This window comes from Colwellia polaris (assembly GCF_002104515.1).
Classification (GTDB): domain Bacteria; phylum Pseudomonadota; class Gammaproteobacteria; order Enterobacterales; family Alteromonadaceae; genus Cognaticolwellia; species Cognaticolwellia polaris.
Genome location: NZ_NBOE01000006.1, coordinates 20,232 through 40,145, shown reverse-complemented (window position 1 = coordinate 40,145; position 19,914 = coordinate 20,232). Strand labels below are relative to the sequence as shown.

The 19,914-nt window shown below is 37.0% G+C and carries 17 protein-coding genes and 2 tRNA genes; 10 read left to right on the top strand and 9 right to left on the bottom strand.

What is annotated here, in order from left to right; genetic code table 11:
• Window positions 1–195: 195 nt before the first annotated feature.
• Window positions 196–867, bottom strand: coding sequence for a GntR family transcriptional regulator (locus B6A32_RS11070; protein ID WP_085303963.1), 672 nt, complete (start codon window positions 865–867; stop codon window positions 196–198).
• 340 nt (window positions 868–1,207) lie between these two features.
• Here B6A32_RS11070 and B6A32_RS11065 point away from each other — a divergent pair, with 340 nt between their 5' ends.
• Complete coding sequence (locus tag B6A32_RS11065; RefSeq protein ID WP_233131393.1) at window positions 1,208–2,956, top strand: Na+/H+ antiporter NhaC family protein; 1,749 nt, start codon at window positions 1,208–1,210, stop codon at window positions 2,954–2,956.
• A 195-nt stretch (window positions 2,957–3,151) separates the two neighbouring features.
• On the opposite strand, the gene B6A32_RS11060 is transcribed toward B6A32_RS11065, so the two are convergent.
• On the bottom strand, window positions 3,152–4,753 hold the full coding sequence (locus tag B6A32_RS11060; protein WP_158088478.1) for a sensor histidine kinase: 1,602 nt from the start codon (window positions 4,751–4,753) through the stop codon (window positions 3,152–3,154).
• A 298-nt stretch (window positions 4,754–5,051) separates the two neighbouring features.
• Between B6A32_RS11060 and B6A32_RS11055 the strand changes: the two genes are divergently transcribed.
• The 3 genes from B6A32_RS11055 (at window position 5,052) to B6A32_RS11045 (ending at window position 7,733) form a co-directional block, all read left to right on the top strand.
• Window positions 5,052–6,485: a DNA-3-methyladenine glycosylase 2 family protein gene (locus B6A32_RS11055; RefSeq protein ID WP_085303961.1), complete on the top strand. Its 1,434-nt coding sequence runs from the start codon at window positions 5,052–5,054 to the stop codon at window positions 6,483–6,485.
• 40 nt (window positions 6,486–6,525) lie between these two features.
• On the top strand, window positions 6,526–7,002 hold the full coding sequence (locus B6A32_RS11050) for a methylated-DNA--[protein]-cysteine S-methyltransferase (protein WP_085303960.1): 477 nt from the start codon (window positions 6,526–6,528) through the stop codon (window positions 7,000–7,002).
• A 386-nt stretch (window positions 7,003–7,388) separates the two neighbouring features.
• Window positions 7,389–7,733, top strand: a complete 345-nt coding sequence (locus tag B6A32_RS11045) for a hypothetical protein (protein WP_085304319.1) — start codon at window positions 7,389–7,391, stop codon at window positions 7,731–7,733.
• Between the two features lie 116 nt (window positions 7,734–7,849).
• Here the strand turns inward: B6A32_RS11045 and trmB are convergent, their stop codons facing one another.
• Window positions 7,850–8,575, bottom strand: a complete 726-nt coding sequence (trmB, locus tag B6A32_RS11040; protein ID WP_085303958.1) for a tRNA (guanosine(46)-N7)-methyltransferase TrmB — start codon at window positions 8,573–8,575, stop codon at window positions 7,850–7,852.
• A gap of 148 nt (window positions 8,576–8,723) precedes the next feature.
• Here trmB and B6A32_RS11035 point away from each other — a divergent pair, with 148 nt between their 5' ends.
• Both B6A32_RS11035 and B6A32_RS11030 read left to right on the top strand, forming a co-directional pair.
• Entirely contained in the window at window positions 8,724–10,667 is a 1,944-nt protein-coding gene (locus B6A32_RS11035; RefSeq protein ID WP_085303955.1) for a methyl-accepting chemotaxis protein, read from the top strand.
• Between the two features lie 9 nt (window positions 10,668–10,676).
• Window positions 10,677–11,363 (top strand): outer membrane protein OmpK, encoded by a 687-nt coding sequence (locus B6A32_RS11030; RefSeq protein WP_085303953.1) that lies wholly within the window; start codon window positions 10,677–10,679, stop codon window positions 11,361–11,363.
• A gap of 65 nt (window positions 11,364–11,428) precedes the next feature.
• Here B6A32_RS11030 and B6A32_RS11025 read toward each other — a convergent pair whose 3' ends face one another.
• Entirely contained in the window at window positions 11,429–11,767 is a 339-nt protein-coding gene (locus B6A32_RS11025; RefSeq protein WP_085303951.1) for a YggL family protein, read from the bottom strand.
• A gap of 129 nt (window positions 11,768–11,896) precedes the next feature.
• Between B6A32_RS11025 and mutY the strand changes: the two genes are divergently transcribed.
• The 4 genes from mutY (at window position 11,897) to B6A32_RS11005 (ending at window position 13,923) form a co-directional block, all read left to right on the top strand.
• Window positions 11,897–12,979 carry an A/G-specific adenine glycosylase gene (gene mutY / locus B6A32_RS11020; protein WP_085303949.1) on the top strand — a complete coding sequence of 361 codons (1,083 nt, stop codon included), beginning with the start codon at window positions 11,897–11,899 and terminating at the stop codon, window positions 12,977–12,979.
• Between the two features lie 44 nt (window positions 12,980–13,023).
• Window positions 13,024–13,296, top strand: coding sequence for an oxidative damage protection protein (locus tag B6A32_RS11015; protein WP_085303947.1), 273 nt, complete (start codon window positions 13,024–13,026; stop codon window positions 13,294–13,296).
• Between the two features lie 362 nt (window positions 13,297–13,658).
• Window positions 13,659–13,734 (top strand) — tRNA-Phe (locus tag B6A32_RS11010).
• Window positions 13,735–13,847: 113 nt separating this feature from the next.
• A tRNA-Thr gene (locus tag B6A32_RS11005) sits at window positions 13,848–13,923 on the top strand.
• A gap of 348 nt (window positions 13,924–14,271) precedes the next feature.
• Here the strand turns inward: B6A32_RS11005 and B6A32_RS11000 are convergent.
• From B6A32_RS11000 to cydB, 5 genes are all read right to left on the bottom strand, one after another.
• Window positions 14,272–14,832, bottom strand: a complete 561-nt coding sequence (locus B6A32_RS11000; protein WP_085303945.1) for a Tll0287-like domain-containing protein — start codon at window positions 14,830–14,832, stop codon at window positions 14,272–14,274.
• Between the two features lie 94 nt (window positions 14,833–14,926).
• Window positions 14,927–16,678: a thiol reductant ABC exporter subunit CydC gene (gene cydC / locus B6A32_RS10995; RefSeq protein ID WP_085303943.1), complete on the bottom strand. Its 1,752-nt coding sequence runs from the start codon at window positions 16,676–16,678 to the stop codon at window positions 14,927–14,929.
• Window positions 16,679–16,721: 43 nt separating this feature from the next.
• Window positions 16,722–18,497, bottom strand: a complete 1,776-nt coding sequence (gene cydD, locus B6A32_RS10990; RefSeq protein WP_085303941.1) for a thiol reductant ABC exporter subunit CydD — start codon at window positions 18,495–18,497, stop codon at window positions 16,722–16,724.
• 45 nt (window positions 18,498–18,542) lie between these two features.
• Window positions 18,543–18,671, bottom strand: coding sequence for a cytochrome bd-I oxidase subunit CydX (gene cydX, locus B6A32_RS10985; protein WP_085303938.1), 129 nt, complete (start codon window positions 18,669–18,671; stop codon window positions 18,543–18,545).
• Between the two features lie 81 nt (window positions 18,672–18,752).
• A complete protein-coding gene (cydB, locus tag B6A32_RS10980; RefSeq protein ID WP_085303936.1) occupies window positions 18,753–19,907 on the bottom strand; it encodes a cytochrome d ubiquinol oxidase subunit II in 1,155 nt (384 codons plus the stop codon).
• Window positions 19,908–19,914: the final 7 nt, after the last annotated feature.

Sequence of the window (19,914 nt, the reverse complement as noted above, 5' to 3'; positions counted from 1 at the left end):
AACAAAATCATTTAAATGCTTTTAAGCATTATCGCTAGGATTAATAATCTATGCTCTGTGTGACGAAAAAATCGCAATACTGAAGCTATGTCAGAAGCTTTGTATTTTGTCTTGTATGTTTTGAAGAAAAAGACTAAATATCTTGGTAAATAAGCTCATTAAACAATTGTAAATATAACCATGATATTCAACTAGTTAGCCATTCATTTTAGATTCTCGCGCTTCTAAGAAAGCCTTTATCTCATCGCGTGACCCCAGAATATGTTGTTTTAGCATCGCCACTGCGGCTTCAATATTACGTGCTTTACTGAATGCTAAAATGTCATTGTGTTCAGATTCAGCTTTTGAGATACCGCCAGCCCAAAGTAAATGCATACGAATATAGCGATCTGCACTTTTATTAAGGGTATTCACCAAGTCTAAAGTTTGTGGTCGATTAGCGCCTGAATACAAACAATTGTGATAACTAGAGTTAAGCTCACTCCAAGTGTTAGCCGCATTTTCTTTACCAAGCGCCTTATCTAACTTTGCAAGTAACAAGGTGGCTTCTTCTAGTTTCTCGTCACTAATGTTTGGCAACGAATTAGCTAACAAGTCAGATTCAAGTATAGCGCGTAACTCAAATAACTCATCTACTTGATCAGCATTAAGCTCAGTTGCCGTTGCTCCTTTATGCGGTTCAAAAACCACTAAGCCCTCACCTTCGAGTTGCAATAAAGCCTCTCGAACCGGAATTCTGCTAACATTTAACTCACTTGCAAGCGCGGCTTGTCTTAAAGGTTGCCCTGCTTTAATCTCACCACTTAATATTTTTTCTCTAAGTGTTTCAACAACTAATTGAGTTCTAGTTTTATATACAATGCTCATATAAGGCTTCCTAAAAATATTGTTGCCATTATAAAGAACCGTGGGATAAACACAAAACAATAGCAGATGCTCAAAGCGATAAAGTCAAAGTGAACTTACAACAGTTTCCAGCGTAATCACCTGAAAATTATTAAATTAAGATATTTTAAAATATTAATTTAGCTACTCATTAAAAAGTGAACATAACAAGACCAATGCTCTTTCATACCTTTTAAAATCTGTTATCGTTAAGAGATAAATTATGCATAGCGCTTTTCACGTTAACTCAGTAGTTTCATAAGTAGCTATGACTGAATAAAAAACATCTCAATAAATAGATAATTAAAAAAGATAATTTTTTATGCCAAACCAAATGCCTGAAAAAGTACAAAAAAAACATAATAGCATCGCATTAATTACCTTTATTTTTGCCATATTGTCGGCTGTGTATATTAAGCAGTTTATTCCACCTCATTGGGTTGAACAGAGTTATGTATACGATGTAAGTACTGATGCCCTAGGCGTTTCGAGTTACATTTATAAAGAAAAAAGAGTAATAATTGATGCTGTAGTTAGCTACGAAAACTCGCCGCTTAATCAACAAAACCTCAACAATATAAGCAAACCACCAACACTTAAGCAGCAATGGGTAACAGACGATAATCAACAATTAAAACTTCTTAAACCGGCCTTTCATTTTGGTATTGGCTCACTTTTACCCGCTTTAATAACTATTATTTTATGCTTATTAACCCGAGAGCCCCTAACAGCATTACTTGGCGGAGTTGTCGTGGGCGCTATTATGCTCGGTCGTTATGATCTTACCGATAAAGTCATCATTCCTAATCTTGCACAAGAAGGCACAGCAGCGTTGTTATTGTTGTATTTATGGCTACTTGGCGGTTTATTAGGTATATGGTCGAAAACAGGTGCAGCACAAGCTTTTGCCAATTTTATGACTAAGCACTTTGTCAAAGGGAGAAAGTCAGCGAAAGTGGTTTCATGGCTACTTGGTATGCTATTTTTCCAAGGTGGCACTATGAGTACAGTGTTAGTAGGAACAACAGTGCGACCTTTAGCTGATAAAGCAAAAGTAAGCCACGAAGAAATGAGTTACATTGTAGACTCGACGGCTTCTCCTATTGCATCAATATTAGCGTTTAATGCTTGGCCAGCCTATGTTCAAGCATTAATATTTATACCCGGCGTATCTTTTTTAGCCACAGAAGCAGATCGCATTAGCTTTTTCTTTCAAAGTATTCCATTTAGTTTTTACAGTATGTTTGCAGTTATGGGTACATTGCTGCTTAGTCTTAATGTCACTATTTTTTCAGGTAAGCGTATACGTGCAGCAAAATTTCGTGCTGAAACCTATGGCCAATTAGACGCTCCTGACGCCAAACCATTAAGTGCTAAAGAATTACAAAGCACAGACATACCTCAAGGTTATAAACCACATGTGCTTGAGTTTATTTTACCCTTAGTTACTTTAACTGCCATTGCAGTAGGTAGTTTTGTAATACTGGGGACCCCTAAAATTAACTGGGCTTTTGGCGCTGCACTTTTGCTTTCTGCCATTATGGCTTTAATTAAAGGTATGTCTTTAGACCACGTTGTTGAAGGTTTCGGTAATGGATTAAAAGGAGTGGTATTTGCCTCAGTGATTTTAATGCTCGCGGTTATTATTGGCAGTATTAGTAAAGAAACCGGAGGCGGGCTATTTTTGGTGTCTTTACTAGGAGAGCACCTGCCATTTTGGTGTTTACCGGTAATTTTGCAGCTAATCACTATGATCATCGCATTTTCTACCGGTACTAGTTGGGGAACTTATGCTATCGCTTTTCCGCTAGCAATGCCTCTAGCATGGGCAATTTGTCAAAGCCAAGGTGTAGCAAACCCAGAGTTATTTATGATGCTTTGCTTCGCGACAGTATTAAACGGTAGTGTTTTTGGTGATCAATGTTCGCCAATTTCAGATACCACTATTCTAAGTGCAATGACAACAGGCTGTGACTTAATGGACCATGTAAAATCACAACTTGTACCCGCCGCACTAGCGGCTTCATTTGCAGGGGTACTTTGGACATTAACCGCATACCTATTTGTATAGCCTAAACTTTAGAGCTTAGCGTATAAATAAATTAGTGGCTTTAAATCATGACTTAAGCCATGAGGTATTGATTATTGAGATGAAAGAGCGGTAGTAATTAATTAAGCGACGACAAACTATAACCAATAGCTTTATCAGTTTATGACGTTTAGCCTATGGAATTAAGCCTATGGAATTAAGCCTATCGAATTAAACCTATGGAATTAAGGTTAACTCCGGCCCAGCTTCGCTATCGGTGTCATTAGAGCTTCCCTCTAAAGGTGCCTCAACAACAAAACAGCACCCTTGTTCAACAGATACATGCTTAATACTTCCGCGAAGTTTAGTATTAACTAAGTTATACACAATATTCATCCCTAAGCCTGAGCCGCCTAGACCACGCTTTGTAGTAACAAAGGGATCGAATACTTTGTCTTTAACTTTGTCATCTAACCCTTTACCGTTATCTTGATAAGTCAGCACAAGGCTTTCATCATTCAATTCAAATTTAATAGAAATTTCACCATCTTGAGTATTTTCAAAACCGTGATAATGTGAGTTAGTCAGAAAATTCGTTAATATTTGATTCCAAGCACTGGGAAAAGTAACCAAATTAATATCCTCGTTAACAAGTATATTAATTGTATAATTTTTCTGTTTAAATAAAGTTTTCACTGTATTTACAATGTCATGAACATGTTGGTATAGATTAATTTTTATTTTAGGATCGGTATGATATTCAACCGCTACAGATTTAAAGCCTCGAATTAAATCAACCGCTTTATGTAGACTACGATCAATAATTTTTTCATATTCCTCAAACAGAACCAACATCGTAGTTAGTTGCTTTTTGGTTAAAGTTTCACTACTAAGCGATTGCTCCAGCTCAGTAAACTTTTCTTTCATCGCACTAAGCGACGTAACACAAATACCTAACGGCGTATTCACCTCATGTGCAACACCTGCTACTAATTGCCCCAATGATGCCATTTTTTCTGACTGTACTAATTGATCTTTGGCCAAGGTTAGTGCATCAAGCGAACGCTGTAATTGCTGATTACTTTCAGAAAGTTTCGACGTTCGTTCATAAACCTTAATTTCTAAATCACCGTTAAGGTTAATCAATGCATTCTCAGCATCTTCTAGTTTAATGATGTCGTTTTGAAGTGTCAGACGCATATCGTTAATTGCAGCAACCAATTCGTCGAGTTCGTCAGTTTTATTGCTCCTATTCTCTAACATTAAAGGTCTGTCTAAGCTATCTCCACTCATCGCTTGAGAATAAAGGGTAATTCGATATAGATGGCGGGTGATAAACCAATGAACAATAAAAAAAGTACAGAGTGCAACGATAAAAATTTTAATAAATTCAGTAAAAACAATAAAACCAGCTTTTTGCCATAAGTGATTATATATATCTTGATAGTCGGCAGAAATAGTCATATTACCTATTGCAGTGCCTTCAAAAACAATAGGGTAGCTTTCAACTTTTTTAGCTTCTTTTACACGGTTACCAACTTGATATATTTTCCCAAAAGTTGTTGTTAGTTGCACATGGCGAATATCGGGAAGTCGCTGTACGCCGGCAATTTGTTGTTCGATGAGCTCCTCATTAAAATCCCATAAGCTAGTAGAAATTGATTGCTTATAACTTAATTCAATATTATCAAAACGCTTATCTAACCTTACCACACCATCTTGAAAATCGACATACAATTGAATAAAAGTAGAAGCCACTGACAATAAAGCACTGCACAAAAAAATGTAAATAAAGACACGCCGGCTTAATTTACTATTAAATGCACTTTTTTCATTCATTACTTTATTCATGCCTATATTTATCAATTGCTAGTTTATTGTAAGTTTTAGCTTATAGCTTAGCGGAATAGCAAACTTTAGTTGAATATATTCACCAGATTAAAAAATAGCTATGCTTGGGTAATAACACTAATCGCTTTAATTTAATCTATTAATCACTATATGCCTCATCAGTGTTAATTTAAAGTAAATTGCTTATATTTTAGGTGGTGTCCGATTATCGCTAGTTATTTACATTATCTGCCGTATGATCACTCAGTAATTAAGTTAGCGCTCAAAAAGTAAATTTAGGAAAAGTATGTTCAGTATAGAAGTTTGTGAAAATGCACGTTTAAGTCGAGATGCTCGCTTCGATGGTAAATTTTTTACCGCGGTGATCACAACGGGCATTTTTTGCCGTCCTATTTGTCCGGCAAGGCCTCCAAAGCCAGAAAATGTCACTTACTATGCAAATGCTGAACTTGCACAACAATCAGGCTTTCGACCTTGTAAACGATGTTTTCCGCAACTTGCGCCACATTTGCCATTACCTAGAAAAATAAAACAAATTACCCAAGCCTATTACGAGAATAATTACAGTTTGCAAAAATGTGCTGAGCAACTAGAAACCAGTGACAGACAAATTCGACGTTTGTTTATGCAATATTATGGACTTCCACCGAGTGAGTTTTTTCATCAACAACGTTTGTTGCTTGCTCATAAATTACTTATATCAACAAGTTTAAGTATTACTGACGTGGGTTTCGCGGCAGGTTTTAACAGTATCCGTCGATTTAATGAAGTAATTTTGCAGGCTTACAAAGTATCTCCAAGTGAGATCAGAGGTAAAAAATCACCAACAACAGATAACCAAGTTACTATTTTATTACCCTATAAAGCACCATTTGACTGGCCATTAATGCTGAGCTTTTTTCGTTCAAGAAAAATGAGTAATATTGAAGATATTACTACAGAACATTATTTTCGTACCCTAGAGTTAGATAATTGCCAAGGCTGGATAAAAGTAACGCATCACGAGAATAAAAGTGCTTTAAACCTTACTGTTAATTTAACTGACTATAGCTATTTAAATCAAATTATTGCCCGCGTTAGACGAATGTTCGACCTAGATGCCGACATGCAACTTATCCATCAGCATTTAAAATCTCACCCCACATTAGCAGCTGTAATCGAAAAATTTCCAGGTCTGCGTTTACCGGGTTGTTGGGATATTTTTGAGTTTTCAATCCGAGCTATTTTAGGTCAACAAATATCGGTTAAAGGCGCAACAACTTTGGCCCAACGCATTGTAGAAAAATATGGCGAAAATGTTGTTGATATTGAGCAGCCAGATAATATTAATACAACAAAGTACTTCCCAAAAATTGCAGCGCTCATGAATGTAGATTATCAAGACATTGGCTTAACACGCTCTCGCATTGCCACATTACAAACTTGGGTTACTTACTTTCAACAACATGAAAATATATTTTCCAAAGGTTTAACCATTGAAGAATTAGAAGCTTCATTAACAAAACTTAAAGGCATAGGGCCATGGACAGTCAACTATATTGGTATGCGAGGTTTAAGCGACCCAGACGCATTTCCTAGTGCTGATTTAGGCATTATTAAAGCCCTTACTTTTAATGAAGTTAAACCTAAGAATAAAGATATACTCACATTGGCTGAAAATTGGCGCCCTTGGCGAGCTTATGCTGCTATTTATTTATGGCAATCGCTGGCAACACAATAAAAATAATGTACAAAAGACAAATTTCTAAGGACGCAAAAACATGTATTACTGTATTTATCAATCTCCATTAGGGGAAATTGCTTTAACGGCAAACGAGCAAGGGTTAAGTGCCCTCGCCTTTCAAACTGGAAAATCTCCAATTGATTTTACTGGCTTATCTGAAAACCACAGTAAATTCACTAAAGTTGTAAAACAATTAGATGAATATTTTAGCGGTGAGAGAAAGCACTTTGATCTACCCTTAGCGCCAAAAGGTACTAACTTTCAAAAACAAGTGTGGCAAGCATTAACCGAAATACCTTGTGGTGAAACTAAAAGTTATGGCTGGATCGCAAAAAGTATTAATAACGAAAAAGCCGTTAGAGCAGTAGGTACAGCAAATGGCGCCAACCCAATCGCATTAATTGTACCTTGTCACCGAGTTATTGGTAGTAATGGCAAGTTAACTGGTTATGCTGGTGGTTTAGCACTGAAGGCTAAATTATTAATGCACGAAGGCGCACAATTTAAACCCTAAACATATTACTGCACCGTCTTGTTTTACGATGGTTATTACATAACCTGAACTCTGGATAAGCAGCACTTGCTCAATGTTCCCTTTTAAGCCATTTTCTGCGCTAAAACGTCGATAAATAGCCCGCTATTCATAAACGTTTTGCCTTGGAAATGGCATAAAATGAAGCATTGATGATATCTATTCGTGATGTTCACCTGGCTATAGCATTTACTTTATTACCTAAGCTTTTGGTTCACTTGAGTTTCAAGCACTCATTATCCAGAGTTCAGGTTACATAAGATAAAATTGAAAATAAACAGTATAAAAAACAACATAAAAAAATATAGACAAGATTTAAATCCTGTTATGATATTGTCGATTTTAAATAGAATTACTTGAGTATAGTTTTGGAAATTATTGCAGTTATCGCGGTTGTGTTTTTGGCTTGGTTAATTTGGCAGTTTATGCGTGCTAAACATTTCACCCAATTTAAACGTCAAATAATACAAGAATTAAAACCCAAAGTTATCGCGAATATTATTGAAGAAATGTCGCAAACACGGTCAGAGCATTTACCGAATAACTCTGCACATCAAGAAGCGACTATACTTTACTGGAGTGTTTCAGCAGGTAGAGTGTTGCAAGCAGCATTAATGCGAGAGATTATTGATGAACAATGGTTAAAATCAACGGGAAACTTACGAAATAGTCAGCACCTATTTCATGTTGAACGAGATAAACTGCACCGTTAGTTCATTAATATTTAATCCGCTCGGTATAAGCTAAAACGCATATTTCAAAGATAAAAAAAGAGCGACTTCGCTCTTTTTTCATTAATTACTTTGTTAAGCTTATACGCGTTACAAAATTACGCTAACTTTTCAAACTGTAAATCCCACACGCCATGACCTAAGTTTTGACCACGGTCTTCAAACTTAGTTAATGGGCGAGAGTCTGGACGTGGTACATAATCATTGTTCGCTGATAAATTTTTGTAACCAGGTGCCGAGGTCATATCTTCTAACATGCATTCAGCGTAATTTTCCCAGTCGGTTGCCATATGAAACACACCACCAACTTTTAACTTTTCACGAATAGCTTCAACAAAACTAGCTTGAACAATACGGCGCTTATGGTGCTTCTTTTTATGCCAAGGATCAGGGAAAAACAACTGTACGGTTGTTAAACTTTCAGCGGGAATACAATCGGCTAAAACTTCAATAGCATCGTGCTCATAAACTTTAAGGTTATTTACACCTTCTTCCTGTGCTAAACCAATACAAGCGCCAACACCAGGACGATGAACTTCAACACCAATAAAGTTAAGCTCAGGGGCATTTTTTGCCATTTCTACCAGCGACTTGCCCATACCAAAACCTATTTCAAGCACAACAGGATTATTGTTTGCAAACAAAGTACTAAAATCAAGTAAACCATCTGTGTGGTTTAAGCCCATAGTACCCCAAAACTCTTCTAAGGCTTTAGCTTGACCATTAGTCAGGCGCCCTTCACGTTTAACAAAGCTACGTACTTTTCGAATGTACTTACCTTCTTGTTCTGCTTGCTCAATAGTTTTATGGGTTCTTTCAGTCATAGTCGTTCTTAAAGAAAAATCAAGGCGCATATTATCTATGTTTCAGCAAATAAATTCAAACACAAATAACTTTACCTGTGCAAATTGTGAAATAAGTTTTAGTGGTCTACAACTATAGTATAAACAAGAAAATTAACGAGAGGTACTTGTGAGTAATTGGCTTAATAACATTTCAATAAGAAAATCACTTATTGTAGTAATTTCAGCTTCACTGGTCACTTTGTCTATTGTCACACTTGCCCTAAACAGTAATATTTTCACTTCTGTTTTTGAACGTAATATTGAACAGGATTTACTCCCAAACCAATTAGCAAAAATTGAAGCTAGAATAAAACTTAAACTTAGTACACCACTTGAGCTTTCTAAATCCATTACACAAAACAAATTTTTAATTGACTGGGCTATGGCAGGAGAGCCCGAAAGTGGACAACAACAAGCTGTCGATTTCCTTAAGCATATGCAAGAGAAGAATAATGCATTAACGGTTTTTTGGGTGTCGAATGTTTCTAATAACTATCTTAATCAAACCGGTGTAATTAAAACTATAAATCAACAAACTGATGCTTGGTTTTATAAATTTATACAACAAAACAAGCCTTTTGAAATAGCGTTTGATCTCGAGGAAGGCACATCAAAATTAACCGCATTTATTAATTATAAAGTAGAGCACGGCGGAAAAAACTTAGCGATTGCAGGTTTGGGCTATCCTGTAGATGAAATTAGTGCTGACATATTATCAAATAAAGTAGGCGAAAATGGTTATGTCTTTGTGACTGATTATCAAGGTAACGTCATCATACATCCACAAATAGAAAAGCTTGCTTCGAAAACATTACAACAACTCGATGGCTTTAGTAGTACAAGTGGGAAGTTACTCACTAATGGAAGCGATTATATTTTTGATCATGTAACACATAACGGTGATCACTTCTACGTTGCTAGTGTTGGTTTGCCTGAAGTAAACTGGAAAGTTTTCGCAATGCTACCTCAGTCAGAGCCATTATCAAAAATTCATACAGCGCTAAGTAAAACAGCCATATTTACACTTATTATTGTAATAAGTTTTATTTTACTAATGGTATTGGTTGCTAATCGCATCACAAAACCCATTGTACTGATCGGCGATAGATTACTTGAAATGGCAGATATAGGGGGTGATTTAACCTTACGATTAGACGATAGTCGAACCAATGAGCTTGGGCTGCTAGCTAAAGGTTTTAATGCCATTTTAATTAAAGTTCAAGAGATTATGGTTGAGATAAAAAAAGCAGAAAATGTTATGACAACATCTTTCGAGCAATTACGAGAAATGGGCAACACCGTAAACAGCTTAGTGATGAGTCAACAAATAGAATCTGAATCTGTGGCAACCGCAACAAATGAAATGAGCCATAGCATTCAAGAAGTTAGCGAACTAGCAGGCAGTACAGCCACTAAAACAGAAACGTCAGAAAAACAAATTAGCGTTTCAAGTCAGAGGGTTGATGAATCTAGTGATGTTATGCTTAAGCTCCAAGAAAGCAATCATACTACCCAAGAAAAAATAACCCAATTAGCGCTACAAACACAAACCATAAGCTCGGTAATTGACACTATCAGTAGTATTTCTGAACAAACAAATTTACTTGCACTAAATGCCGCTATTGAGGCAGCCAGAGCCGGCGAACAAGGTCGTGGATTTGCCGTTGTTGCTGACGAAGTACGCACCTTAGCCGGAAGAACTCAAAGCTCGACAAAAGAAATAAACGACGTTATACAACGCTTACAAGGACAAGCCAACGAAACAGTAAGTGCCATGCAGGAAAATACCAATTTGGCAACACAAGGGCTAAGCAAAACAAATGACGCGAAGCTCGTATTGAGCGAAGTGGTTTCTGATATCAAAGAAATTACCGCGATGAACGTTCAAGTAGCAACCGCAACCAAAGAGCAAGCAAGTGTAATTGATGAACTTAATCAGAATGTGACGAAAATTGCTGACATGGCAACAGAAATATCTATATTATCAGACAGTACATCACAGGTAATGAATGAACTTGATGTACAGAAGCATCAGTTGCAAAGTTTAGTGTCACAATTTAAAACCGAATAAGGAAATTATATGAAGCTATATACCATAGCAATATTTACGTTTAGCGCAATTACCGCCTTTAATAGTGTTGCAGAAACATTATGGTCAGATGTCAGTGCCACATTATTGCGAGGCAACGATTATGAAGTTGGTGATAATAAACGTACTGTATTTACCTTCGAACATGCCGCGGGTTATAGCTGGGGAGATAGCTTTTTATTTGTTGATCGTCTTCACTCATCAAATGGCGACAAAGAAACTTATGCTGAAATTGCGCCTCGGCTGCAAATTTCAGATTATAAAAATCAAGCATTCGAAAATATCTATATTGCTACAACAGCAGAAATTGGCGATGGTTTCACTCATTACTTAGTTGGTCTAGGTACCAAGCTAAATATCCCTAACTTTACTTACGCTAACATCAACATTTATCACCGCAATAATGACTCAGCAAAAAACAATCAACAAGTTACCTTTACTTGGGCGCTACCTATTGGCCCATTAACTTATGACGGTTTTATTGACTATGTTATTGCAACTGGAGATCAGCATTCAAGTATGAATTTGACTTCTCAATTAAAGTACAATCTAGCAGAGCACTTAAATTTAAAGACAAACTTCTTTGTTGGGTTTGAATATGTTTATTGGCAAAATAAGTTTGGGATAGATGGGGTTGACGAGAAAAATTTAAATTTATTAGCAAAATATCACTTCTAAATCACGCTATTCAAGCTAGCAAGGTGCTAGCTTGAATAGCACTTAACGGATGTTAGGCTAAATGATTACTCTGCCCACCAAACGTCGTATAATGGACCTACCGTAACTGAGCTAGCGCCATTATCTGTTAACCACTTATCAACTAATTGGCGATGCTCTTCAGTACACTTACCTAATTGCTGTGTACAGATTAAACCATGCCATAAAGTATCGCCTTCACCGCCAAAGCCTAAACCGTTTGGATCAATTGCTTCATCAAAAAATTTCGTTAAAAATGCATCAATTGTTTCATCATCAGCGCCATCATCTAGTTTCCACGCAATATCGAAACCTAACTCTTGAAACTCATCAACACGTAATTTTTTACGTAAACGGTTGCTACGGTTTTTTGCATCTATTTTCATTTTAAATCCTTACGACTTGGCCCAAGCCAAGGCTAATTTTTATAAATATTTACTCTTGAGCGTGAGGATAGTGGCAATAGAAATTTTTGCAATGAAAATCTCAGCTTTATTCGCTACACTGTCGCCATTATGACAAATAAAACCACTATATCAGCCAAATCTGCGCAACAATTTAGCGGCCAAGTATTATCTTGGTTTGAGTTGCAAGGCAGAAAACACTTGCCATGGCAGCAAGACAAAACCCCTTACCGTGTTTGGATTTCTGAAATTATGCTACAGCAAACGCAAGTAGCAACAGTTATCCCTTACTATTTAAGGTTTATGGAAAGCTTTCCTAATATTATCGATTTAGCCAATGCAGATGAAGATAGCGTACTACATCACTGGACCGGCCTTGGATACTATGCACGAGCAAGAAACCTTCACAAAACAGCTAAAATAATACGCGACGAATACCAAGGAAAATTCCCTGAAAATATTGACGAGGTTATTGCCTTAGCCGGTATTGGTCGCTCAACTGCTGGTGCAATATTAAGCTTAGCGTTAAATAAGCACCATGCAATTTTAGACGGAAACGTAAAACGCGTTTTAGCGCGCTGCTACAAAGTACAAGGCCATGCGGGCCAGGCTATTTATGAAAAAACCTTATGGCCAATTACTGAAGCATTAACACCAAAAGTTGGCGTTGCAAAGTTTAATCAGGCCATGATGGACTTAGGCGCTATGGTTTGCACTCGCTCTAAACCTAAGTGTGACATTTGCCCGCTTAATGCTAGCTGCTTAGCAAGTGCTAGCGACGAGCAAGCAAGCTATCCACAAAAAAAGCCGAAGAAAACCATACCTGAAAAACACACTATTATGGTTATTCCACGCGTTCAACAACAAGTACTGATGGAAAAGCGCCCTCCTGCAGGTATTTGGGGAGGCTTATGGTGTTTTCTAGAAATGTCAGATACTAGCGAACTGCCTAGCTTGTTAACTAAACTTAACCTAAAACAAACCAGCACATTCGCGTTAGACAAGTTTCGCCATACATTTAGCCATTTTCATCTCGACATAGAGGCTATTGTTGTAGACTGCGAAATGCTACCCGCAAAAGAAATTTGCGAAAATAGCACCTTGCAATGGTACAATTTAGCCACAGTCGCGTCAGTGGGTTTAGCTGCTTCAACGCAAAAATTAATTAAACAGCTTGAACAACTACCTGTTTAACTAATTTATCCATACAAATACATTAGACAAAAAGAGAATTGATTATGAGCCGCACCGTTTTTTGCCAAAACTTACAAAAAGAAGCCGAAGGCCTTGGTTTTCAACTTTATCCGGGTGAAATTGGCAAACGTATTTTTGACAATATTTCGAAAGAAGCTTGGGGGCTTTGGCAAAAAAAGCAAACCATGCTAATTAACGAAAAGAAAATGAACATGATGAACCCCGACGACCGTGCATTTTTAGAAACTGCCATGGTTGGGTATTTATTCGACGGTAAAGAACCTGAAATCGAAGGTTACACCCCAGAAAAAAAATAATTACCGCGTAGTAAATTTAAAAAAAGCAGGGAAATAAATATTATTTACCTGCTTTTTTGCATTTAATTTATAAAAAATAATTAAATTGCACCTTTTTGTGATTAATTTTTTCTTACTCAACCCCAAAATTAATAGAACTCTCCCTCGATATTTTAATCTTTAGATCCCCCAATAACGGCCAAAACAAGAAATAAAACCACAAAACTGCTCCATAAAAGCACAATACGTAGAAAAAATCGGCAAACAAACATTTATTTAAAAAAAAGGGTTGACGGGGTAAACGAAAAACAGTTTAATACGCCCCGTCTTCAAGGCACAGCCAAGAAGACAATGTACAGAGCAATCAAATTGATTGTTAATGTGCCTCGATAGCTCAGTCGGTAGAGCAGAGGATTGAAAATCCTCGTGTCCCTGGTTCGATTCCGGGTCGAGGCACCATTTACACTTTTAGCTTTTAATTAAGTTAACTGTAGAATCAACAAGTTCCGATGTTGATTCGGTGCCAAGATAATTAGTTCCTAGAACATAATTATCGCACACGTTCTTCGTGTGCCGACTTAGCTCAGTTGGTAGAGCAACTGACTTGTAATCAGTAGGTCGCCAGTTCGACTCCGGCAGTCGGCACCATTTATTCTCTAACGAGAAGAAACGAAACCTTAATAGCAATGTTAAGGTTTTTTTTCGTCTGCAATTTATTACTTATTTAAGTTTATTCAAGGCAGACCAAAGTTCTAGTAATTTCAACGAAGCTGATCCCATAGGTTTTAAATGCGTTTAAGAAGAGCCGTGCAATATACCAATATCAGCAGGCGACATAAATCAGTTATGTTTCAACGAACCGAACTCGGCTGATTATAGGTATGAGTTTTGAACTTCACCAATGGATTTTTTTTATTAAAAAATCAATTAACCTAAAAGCGTTTACAACTTAAATAAACACAGTTAAAAGTACATAAGTGTTATTTAAGCGCAGTACTAATTAAGTGTTTTCTCGAGTGTGAATGCACCTCGAATATCACCAACATTAAAACCAGTAGCTTGATCATTTAGATACAGTAATTTAATTTTACCGCTAATTTTTTCATCTATATTATTCCCATGACACGTTGTACATTCCTCGCCAGTGGGTATTGCTTTCATATAGCGATATACTGATTTTTCACCTGTTTTAACTACCTCAGAATACTCCATGTGCTTTAGAGTCTCTTCTGCCTCTTTACGCTGTTCAAATTGACGCAGAGTGTTCAGCTCCCACTCATCTGGCGCATTACTTATATTTCTCACTCTCAGTGCTGTACGTCCTATGTTCCAACCTGATGAAATAGCACTTTTATGAGCAATGGCTCCCGCTTGAAGGTTACAAACTTGTAGCGCACTTTCAGGACCTCCAGATTTCATAGAAGTTTTTAATACCGCTTTTAAGTCACCACCAAAAGCTTTTGCTAATGTCCTTGCTTCCAAGGTTAGTGGATTAACAGCTCCCTCCTCTGCATTTGCAAAAAATATCAGTAATGACGAAGTACAGGCTATTAACATATTAATGCTTTTTGTTTTGATAACATTCTCCATAACGTGTTTGTGGTGCTATTTATTAAGGTTAAAAGCACGATATGCCTAAAGTTAAATTAGGCTAAAAATAATTAAGTAGGGTCTGGTAATACGTATTGCTGCTATAAAGCTGTTGATGGCTCCCTTGAGCAGTAATTTTTCCATGTTCCATTACAATGATTTTATCCATTTTGTCTAACATCAGTGGTTTATGTGTAATAACCAATAAGCTTTGTTTGTTCTTTTTTACATGAGCTAATATATTACTCATCACGAGTTCTTCGTTGCGACGCTCTAATCCTTTGGTAGGCTCATCTAGAATAAGAACACTGGCAGAGCGAAGTAATAATTGGGCTACTTGTAATCGTTGGGCTTGTCCACCTGACAAGCCAGTCCCCGTTGAGCCTAACCAAGTATCTAGCCCATTTGGTAAGCTATCAATAAAATCGAGTAGATTAACTAATTGGCAAACTTCACGCATTTCTTCAAAAGTTGCCTTATCATTTGCTAAGCGTAAATTATCGGCAATACTGGCATCAAAAATATGCCCCTGCTGACTCATTAAGGCAATATGTTCGCGTAATGATTCACGTTTAATTAAACTTAAATCACGCTCACCAATAGTTATCAAACCGTTGTTATATTGATTAGTTTCTGACACCGCTTTACCTGTTGGCCAGAAGCCCATTAATAAATTAACTAAGGTTGATTTCCCTGCTCCACTTGCCCCGATAATGGCGACTTTTTCGCCTGCGCTAATTGATAAATTAATATCGACTAAACTCTTATTTTTTTGTTCCGGATAACTAAAAGTTAAATTATTAAAATGAATATCGCTACGCATAATAGCTTCAACACCAATATCAATAGGTTTTTCTTTATCGATAATAGCAAACAACCTTGCCGCGCTAGCTAAACTTTGCGGTAATAACTGTAATGCTAATGGCATGTTACTTACTGTTTCGAAGCTTACTAATACCAGTAAGATAACAGCTACCAAGGATTTACTGTCGACTTCGCCACTAGATAGTTGTGGCAATAAAATGAATAAGCACGCTAGCGCCGATAGGTTGATGAGTAAAAAGGTTATCGCATTTAAACCAGCATTAATTTTAACTAAGCGATAACGCACCGCGTAATATTTTCGTGTAATATTTGCTATTGAACGCTGATAGCTTATGCCTACTTGGTAAACTAATAATGTTTTAATTGCACCTATACCATTAACTAACTCTGTGGTGAGGTGCCCCTCTAAATGAGTTTTTTCTTTGGCAAGTTCAGTTGATACTAGATAACTGATCACGGGTAAAACTATAGCAACAATTAATAACGTACTTAACATAAGCAAAGCAATAGTTTGAGAAAAAATGGCGAGCGCATAGCAAACAATGGGTACTGAAATTAAGGCGACTACAATTGGGAGCAGCACACGTAGATAAAAATTATCTAAATTGTCGATATCTTGCTGCAAGCGAGCGAGCAAATCACCTGAGCGCAAATCAAGCTGATAATAAGGCAATAAGGGCTCAAGCTGTTGATAAAAATAATGCCGTAAATGTGCCAGTGCATTAAATGTCGCTCTGTGCGTTAACATACGCTCTGCGTATCGTCCCGCTGTTCGCACTATTGCTAAAAACCGAATAATGGCTGCCGGGGTAAAGTAATTCACTGTAATGCCGGTTGTGCCGGCAATGGCCATCAATGTAATAAACCATCCAGAAACAGCCAATAAACTAATATTCGCTAACACGGTAATAACGGATAAAAACGCACCGAGTAACATTAAAGGCAGCTGAGGTTTAAATAAAATAATTAAGCGAAAAAATATTTTCATTTGCCTACCTCTATGCTCTGGTTTTCAACACTTAGATAAATTTTCATATTTTCACCTGTTGTGCATAATAGCCATTACGTTCTAACAGTGCTTGGTGATTGCCCGACTCAATAACTTTTCCTTGTTCAAGTACAATGATGTTTTTAGCGCCAATAACCGTGTGTAAACGGTGGGCAATAACAATCACAATATGGTTTTCAGCATATTCATTAATTGAAGCAGTGACAATCTCCTCTGTATTTTGATCAAGGTGACTAGTAGGCTCATCAAGTATTAAAACATCAGGTTGATGATAAAACACTCTCGCCAACGCTAAACGCTGTATTTGCCCGCCTGAAAGGCCAGCACCGCCTTCACCAATAATAGTTTCAACGCCTAACTCAAGGTTTTTTACAAAATCAGCTAATCCTGATTTTTCAAGCGCTTCTATCACACGCTCATTTTGATAAGTTTCTGACAACCCGACATTAAAGGCTAGTGAGCCATAAAAAACTTGTGCTTGCTGTGAGATCCACCCGCAATGTTTTAACCAGTGATCTCTATTTTCAGAAGATAGTCGATTACCATTTATTGTTACTTTACCAGCACTAGGCGCAATAAAGCCCAATACCATATCAATGAGTGTTGATTTCCCCGAACCACTTTCACCAATAACGGCATATAAGCCTGGTGATGAAAACTCAATATCAACATGAGTAAGGGCATTGCAACGATCGGGGTATGCGTAATCTACTTGCTCAAGTTTAATGGAAATAGGATCAGTAAATATTATTTCTTGCGAGTTAGATAACAGCGGGGAATTTAAAATATCAACAAGATCTTCGGCAGCTGTTACCCCGGCCATTTTTGCATGGTACTGCGCACCTAGTTGCCTAAAAGGTAAATAAAACTCAGGGGCGAGTAATAAAACCCATAAAGCCAAAAGATAATCAACATCACCATAATATAAACGAAAACCTAATATAACTGCGACTAATGCTATTGAAATAGACGCCAAAAACTCTAAAACAAACGACGAAAGAAAAGCAATTTTTAAAATCCCCATGGTTTCATCACCATAGTCGTCGCTAATTTTTTTAACTGCAGCAATTTCTCTGCGCGAAGCGTTGAATATTTTAAGTTGGGTTAGCCCTTGTATTATATCAAGAAAATGACTACTCATTCGCTGTAACTTAGACCAATGCTCTTCATTTAAACGCTGTGCTTTATGACCAATAAGTATCATAAAAAATGGCACCATAGGCGCAGTTACTAATAAAATTAAACCTGATTGCCAATCAACGGGAAACACAGCAACAAGTATTGCTATAGGAATAACCGCACAGTAAGCAATAACAGGAAGGTAGCCCGCAAAATAATCCTCTAACGAATCTATGCCTTGATGCAGTAAATTAGCTAACTTGGCACTACCTTTAGTCTGTGTAAAAGCCGGACCAAATTGAAATAATCTATTGAGTAAACGGGAACGAATGTTCGCCTTAATATCCATAGCACCACGACGGCTATAACACTCACTAAAATAGCCTAAAGCAGCCCTGCAACAAATAACCAACACCAATAATATAATTATTAGTGTTGTATCATTAAAAATCACATTGCTATTAACTGCCGTAATTTCGCTTTTATTCAAACTCACATCTGTTTCAGCAAATATAAATAAATCAATAAGGTAAGCAAGCACTCCAGTTTGTAGAATCATTAATAGTCCATTTAATGATCCAAATGCAATAGCACGACTTAGCTTACCGTGAGCGTATTTTCTTTGATATTTGAGCCAGCTATTAACTTGCTTTTTTTGTTTTGCACTTTGCTCTGTCATAATAACCTGTGTAGTACTAGCTCATTGTTTTAATAACTAAAAAAATTATTCTTCATCACTATTTTGATCTTTAGAAACATTGTCTATGTGTTGCTCCATTTCGTACCACATCACGTTAATAATACCTAAAGCAACGGCGAGTAATACTCCTAATATCCAACTGAAATACCACATTATTTTTCCTCAATTATTTTATATATTGCTGAGTGTAACGTTACTTTTATCACTGTTACGCTCAGTTTAATTCCAACTAAATTAATAGGCGGTATGACTGTTTTGCTCAATTTCAGCAACAGTAACTGTTCGCCACATCTTTTTGTAACACCAAATTGTATAACCCAAAATTATAGGTACAAATATAGCCACCACAATAAGCATAAGATTTAACGTGCCCTCACTCGAAACAGTGTCCCACATCAGTAAACTATGGCTAGGATGACTACTTGAAGGCATAACAAAAGGAAACATCGAAATACCAGCGGTTAAAATTATGCTAATAATTGTGATAGAACTTCCAATGAAAGCGGTAACTTTTACTGATGTGCTTTTTTTCTTAACACTCAGTAAAGCGGCAACTAAAAATGGTGCAAGTATGCCTGTAATTGGTACTAACCATAATAATGGCGTCTCTTTATAGTTAGTTAACCAAGCACCTGAACTTGTTACTACACTTTTGATGGTTGGCTGTGATTGCCCTAATGTATCAATAGCGCTAACAACCAAATAGCCATCAACATTATGCCAAACCATTAAGCCGGCAATAATAAAAGAAACCGATAACACTATTGCTATAACACGTCCAAAGTTAGCTGAACGCTGAGCAACGTCTTCATCTGTTCTCATTACCAACCAAGTTGAGCCATGCATTAGCATCATGGCTACACTCACGATACCGGTTAAGAGCGTAAATGGAGTAAACAGCGCAAAAAATGAACCTGTATACGTTACCCGCATTAATGAATCGAAATTAAAAGGCACACCTTGTAGTAAATTACCAAAAGCGACACCAAAAACTAATGGCGGCACCATTGAACCAACAAACAGCGCCTTGTCCCAATTAGTACGCCACTTTAAAGAATCTATTTTACTGCGATAATCAAAAGCCAACGGACGTAAAAACAAACTAAATAGGGTTAGCATCATCGCAAAGTAAAATCCGCTAAAAGCGGTTGCATACACTAAAGGCCACGCAGCAAATAAAGATGCACCAGCAGTGATAAACCATACTTGGTTACCATCCCAATGAGCACCCACGGTATTAATTACCACTCGACTTTCAGCATCACTTTTCGCTACAAATGGTAATAGACCGCCTACCCCCATATCCATTCCATCGGTAATCGCAAACCCTATAAAAAGAAAACCAATAAGGCACCACCATATAAATTTTAATGTTTCGTAATCAAACATGTATTTT

What these genes read in the sequence shown, in the direction of transcription:
- B6A32_RS11070 (WP_085303963.1), bottom strand. Translation starts at nt 867, where the DNA reads ATGAGCATTGTATATAAAACTAGAACTCAATTAGTTGTTGAAACACTT.
- B6A32_RS11065 (WP_233131393.1), top strand. Translation starts at nt 1,208, where the DNA reads ATGCCAAACCAAATGCCTGAAAAAGTACAAAAAAAACATAATAGCATC.
- B6A32_RS11060 (WP_158088478.1), bottom strand. Translation starts at nt 4,753, where the DNA reads ATGAATGAAAAAAGTGCATTTAATAGTAAATTAAGCCGGCGTGTCTTT.
- B6A32_RS11055 (WP_085303961.1), top strand. Translation starts at nt 5,052, where the DNA reads ATGTTCAGTATAGAAGTTTGTGAAAATGCACGTTTAAGTCGAGATGCT.
- B6A32_RS11050 (WP_085303960.1), top strand. Translation starts at nt 6,526, where the DNA reads ATGTATTACTGTATTTATCAATCTCCATTAGGGGAAATTGCTTTAACG.
- trmB (WP_085303958.1), bottom strand. Translation starts at nt 8,575, where the DNA reads ATGACTGAAAGAACCCATAAAACTATTGAGCAAGCAGAACAAGAAGGT.
- B6A32_RS11030 (WP_085303953.1), top strand. Translation starts at nt 10,677, where the DNA reads ATGAAGCTATATACCATAGCAATATTTACGTTTAGCGCAATTACCGCC.
- B6A32_RS11025 (WP_085303951.1), bottom strand. Translation starts at nt 11,767, where the DNA reads ATGAAAATAGATGCAAAAAACCGTAGCAACCGTTTACGTAAAAAATTA.
- mutY (WP_085303949.1), top strand. Translation starts at nt 11,897, where the DNA reads ATGACAAATAAAACCACTATATCAGCCAAATCTGCGCAACAATTTAGC.
- B6A32_RS11015 (WP_085303947.1), top strand. Translation starts at nt 13,024, where the DNA reads ATGAGCCGCACCGTTTTTTGCCAAAACTTACAAAAAGAAGCCGAAGGC.
- B6A32_RS11000 (WP_085303945.1), bottom strand. Translation starts at nt 14,832, where the DNA reads ATGTTAATAGCCTGTACTTCGTCATTACTGATATTTTTTGCAAATGCA.
- cydC (WP_085303943.1), bottom strand. Translation starts at nt 16,678, where the DNA reads ATGAAAATATTTTTTCGCTTAATTATTTTATTTAAACCTCAGCTGCCT.
- cydD (WP_085303941.1), bottom strand. Translation starts at nt 18,497, where the DNA reads ATGACAGAGCAAAGTGCAAAACAAAAAAAGCAAGTTAATAGCTGGCTC.
- cydX (WP_085303938.1), bottom strand. Translation starts at nt 18,671, where the DNA reads ATGTGGTATTTCAGTTGGATATTAGGAGTATTACTCGCCGTTGCTTTA.
- cydB (WP_085303936.1), bottom strand. Translation starts at nt 19,907, where the DNA reads ATGTTTGATTACGAAACATTAAAATTTATATGGTGGTGCCTTATTGGT.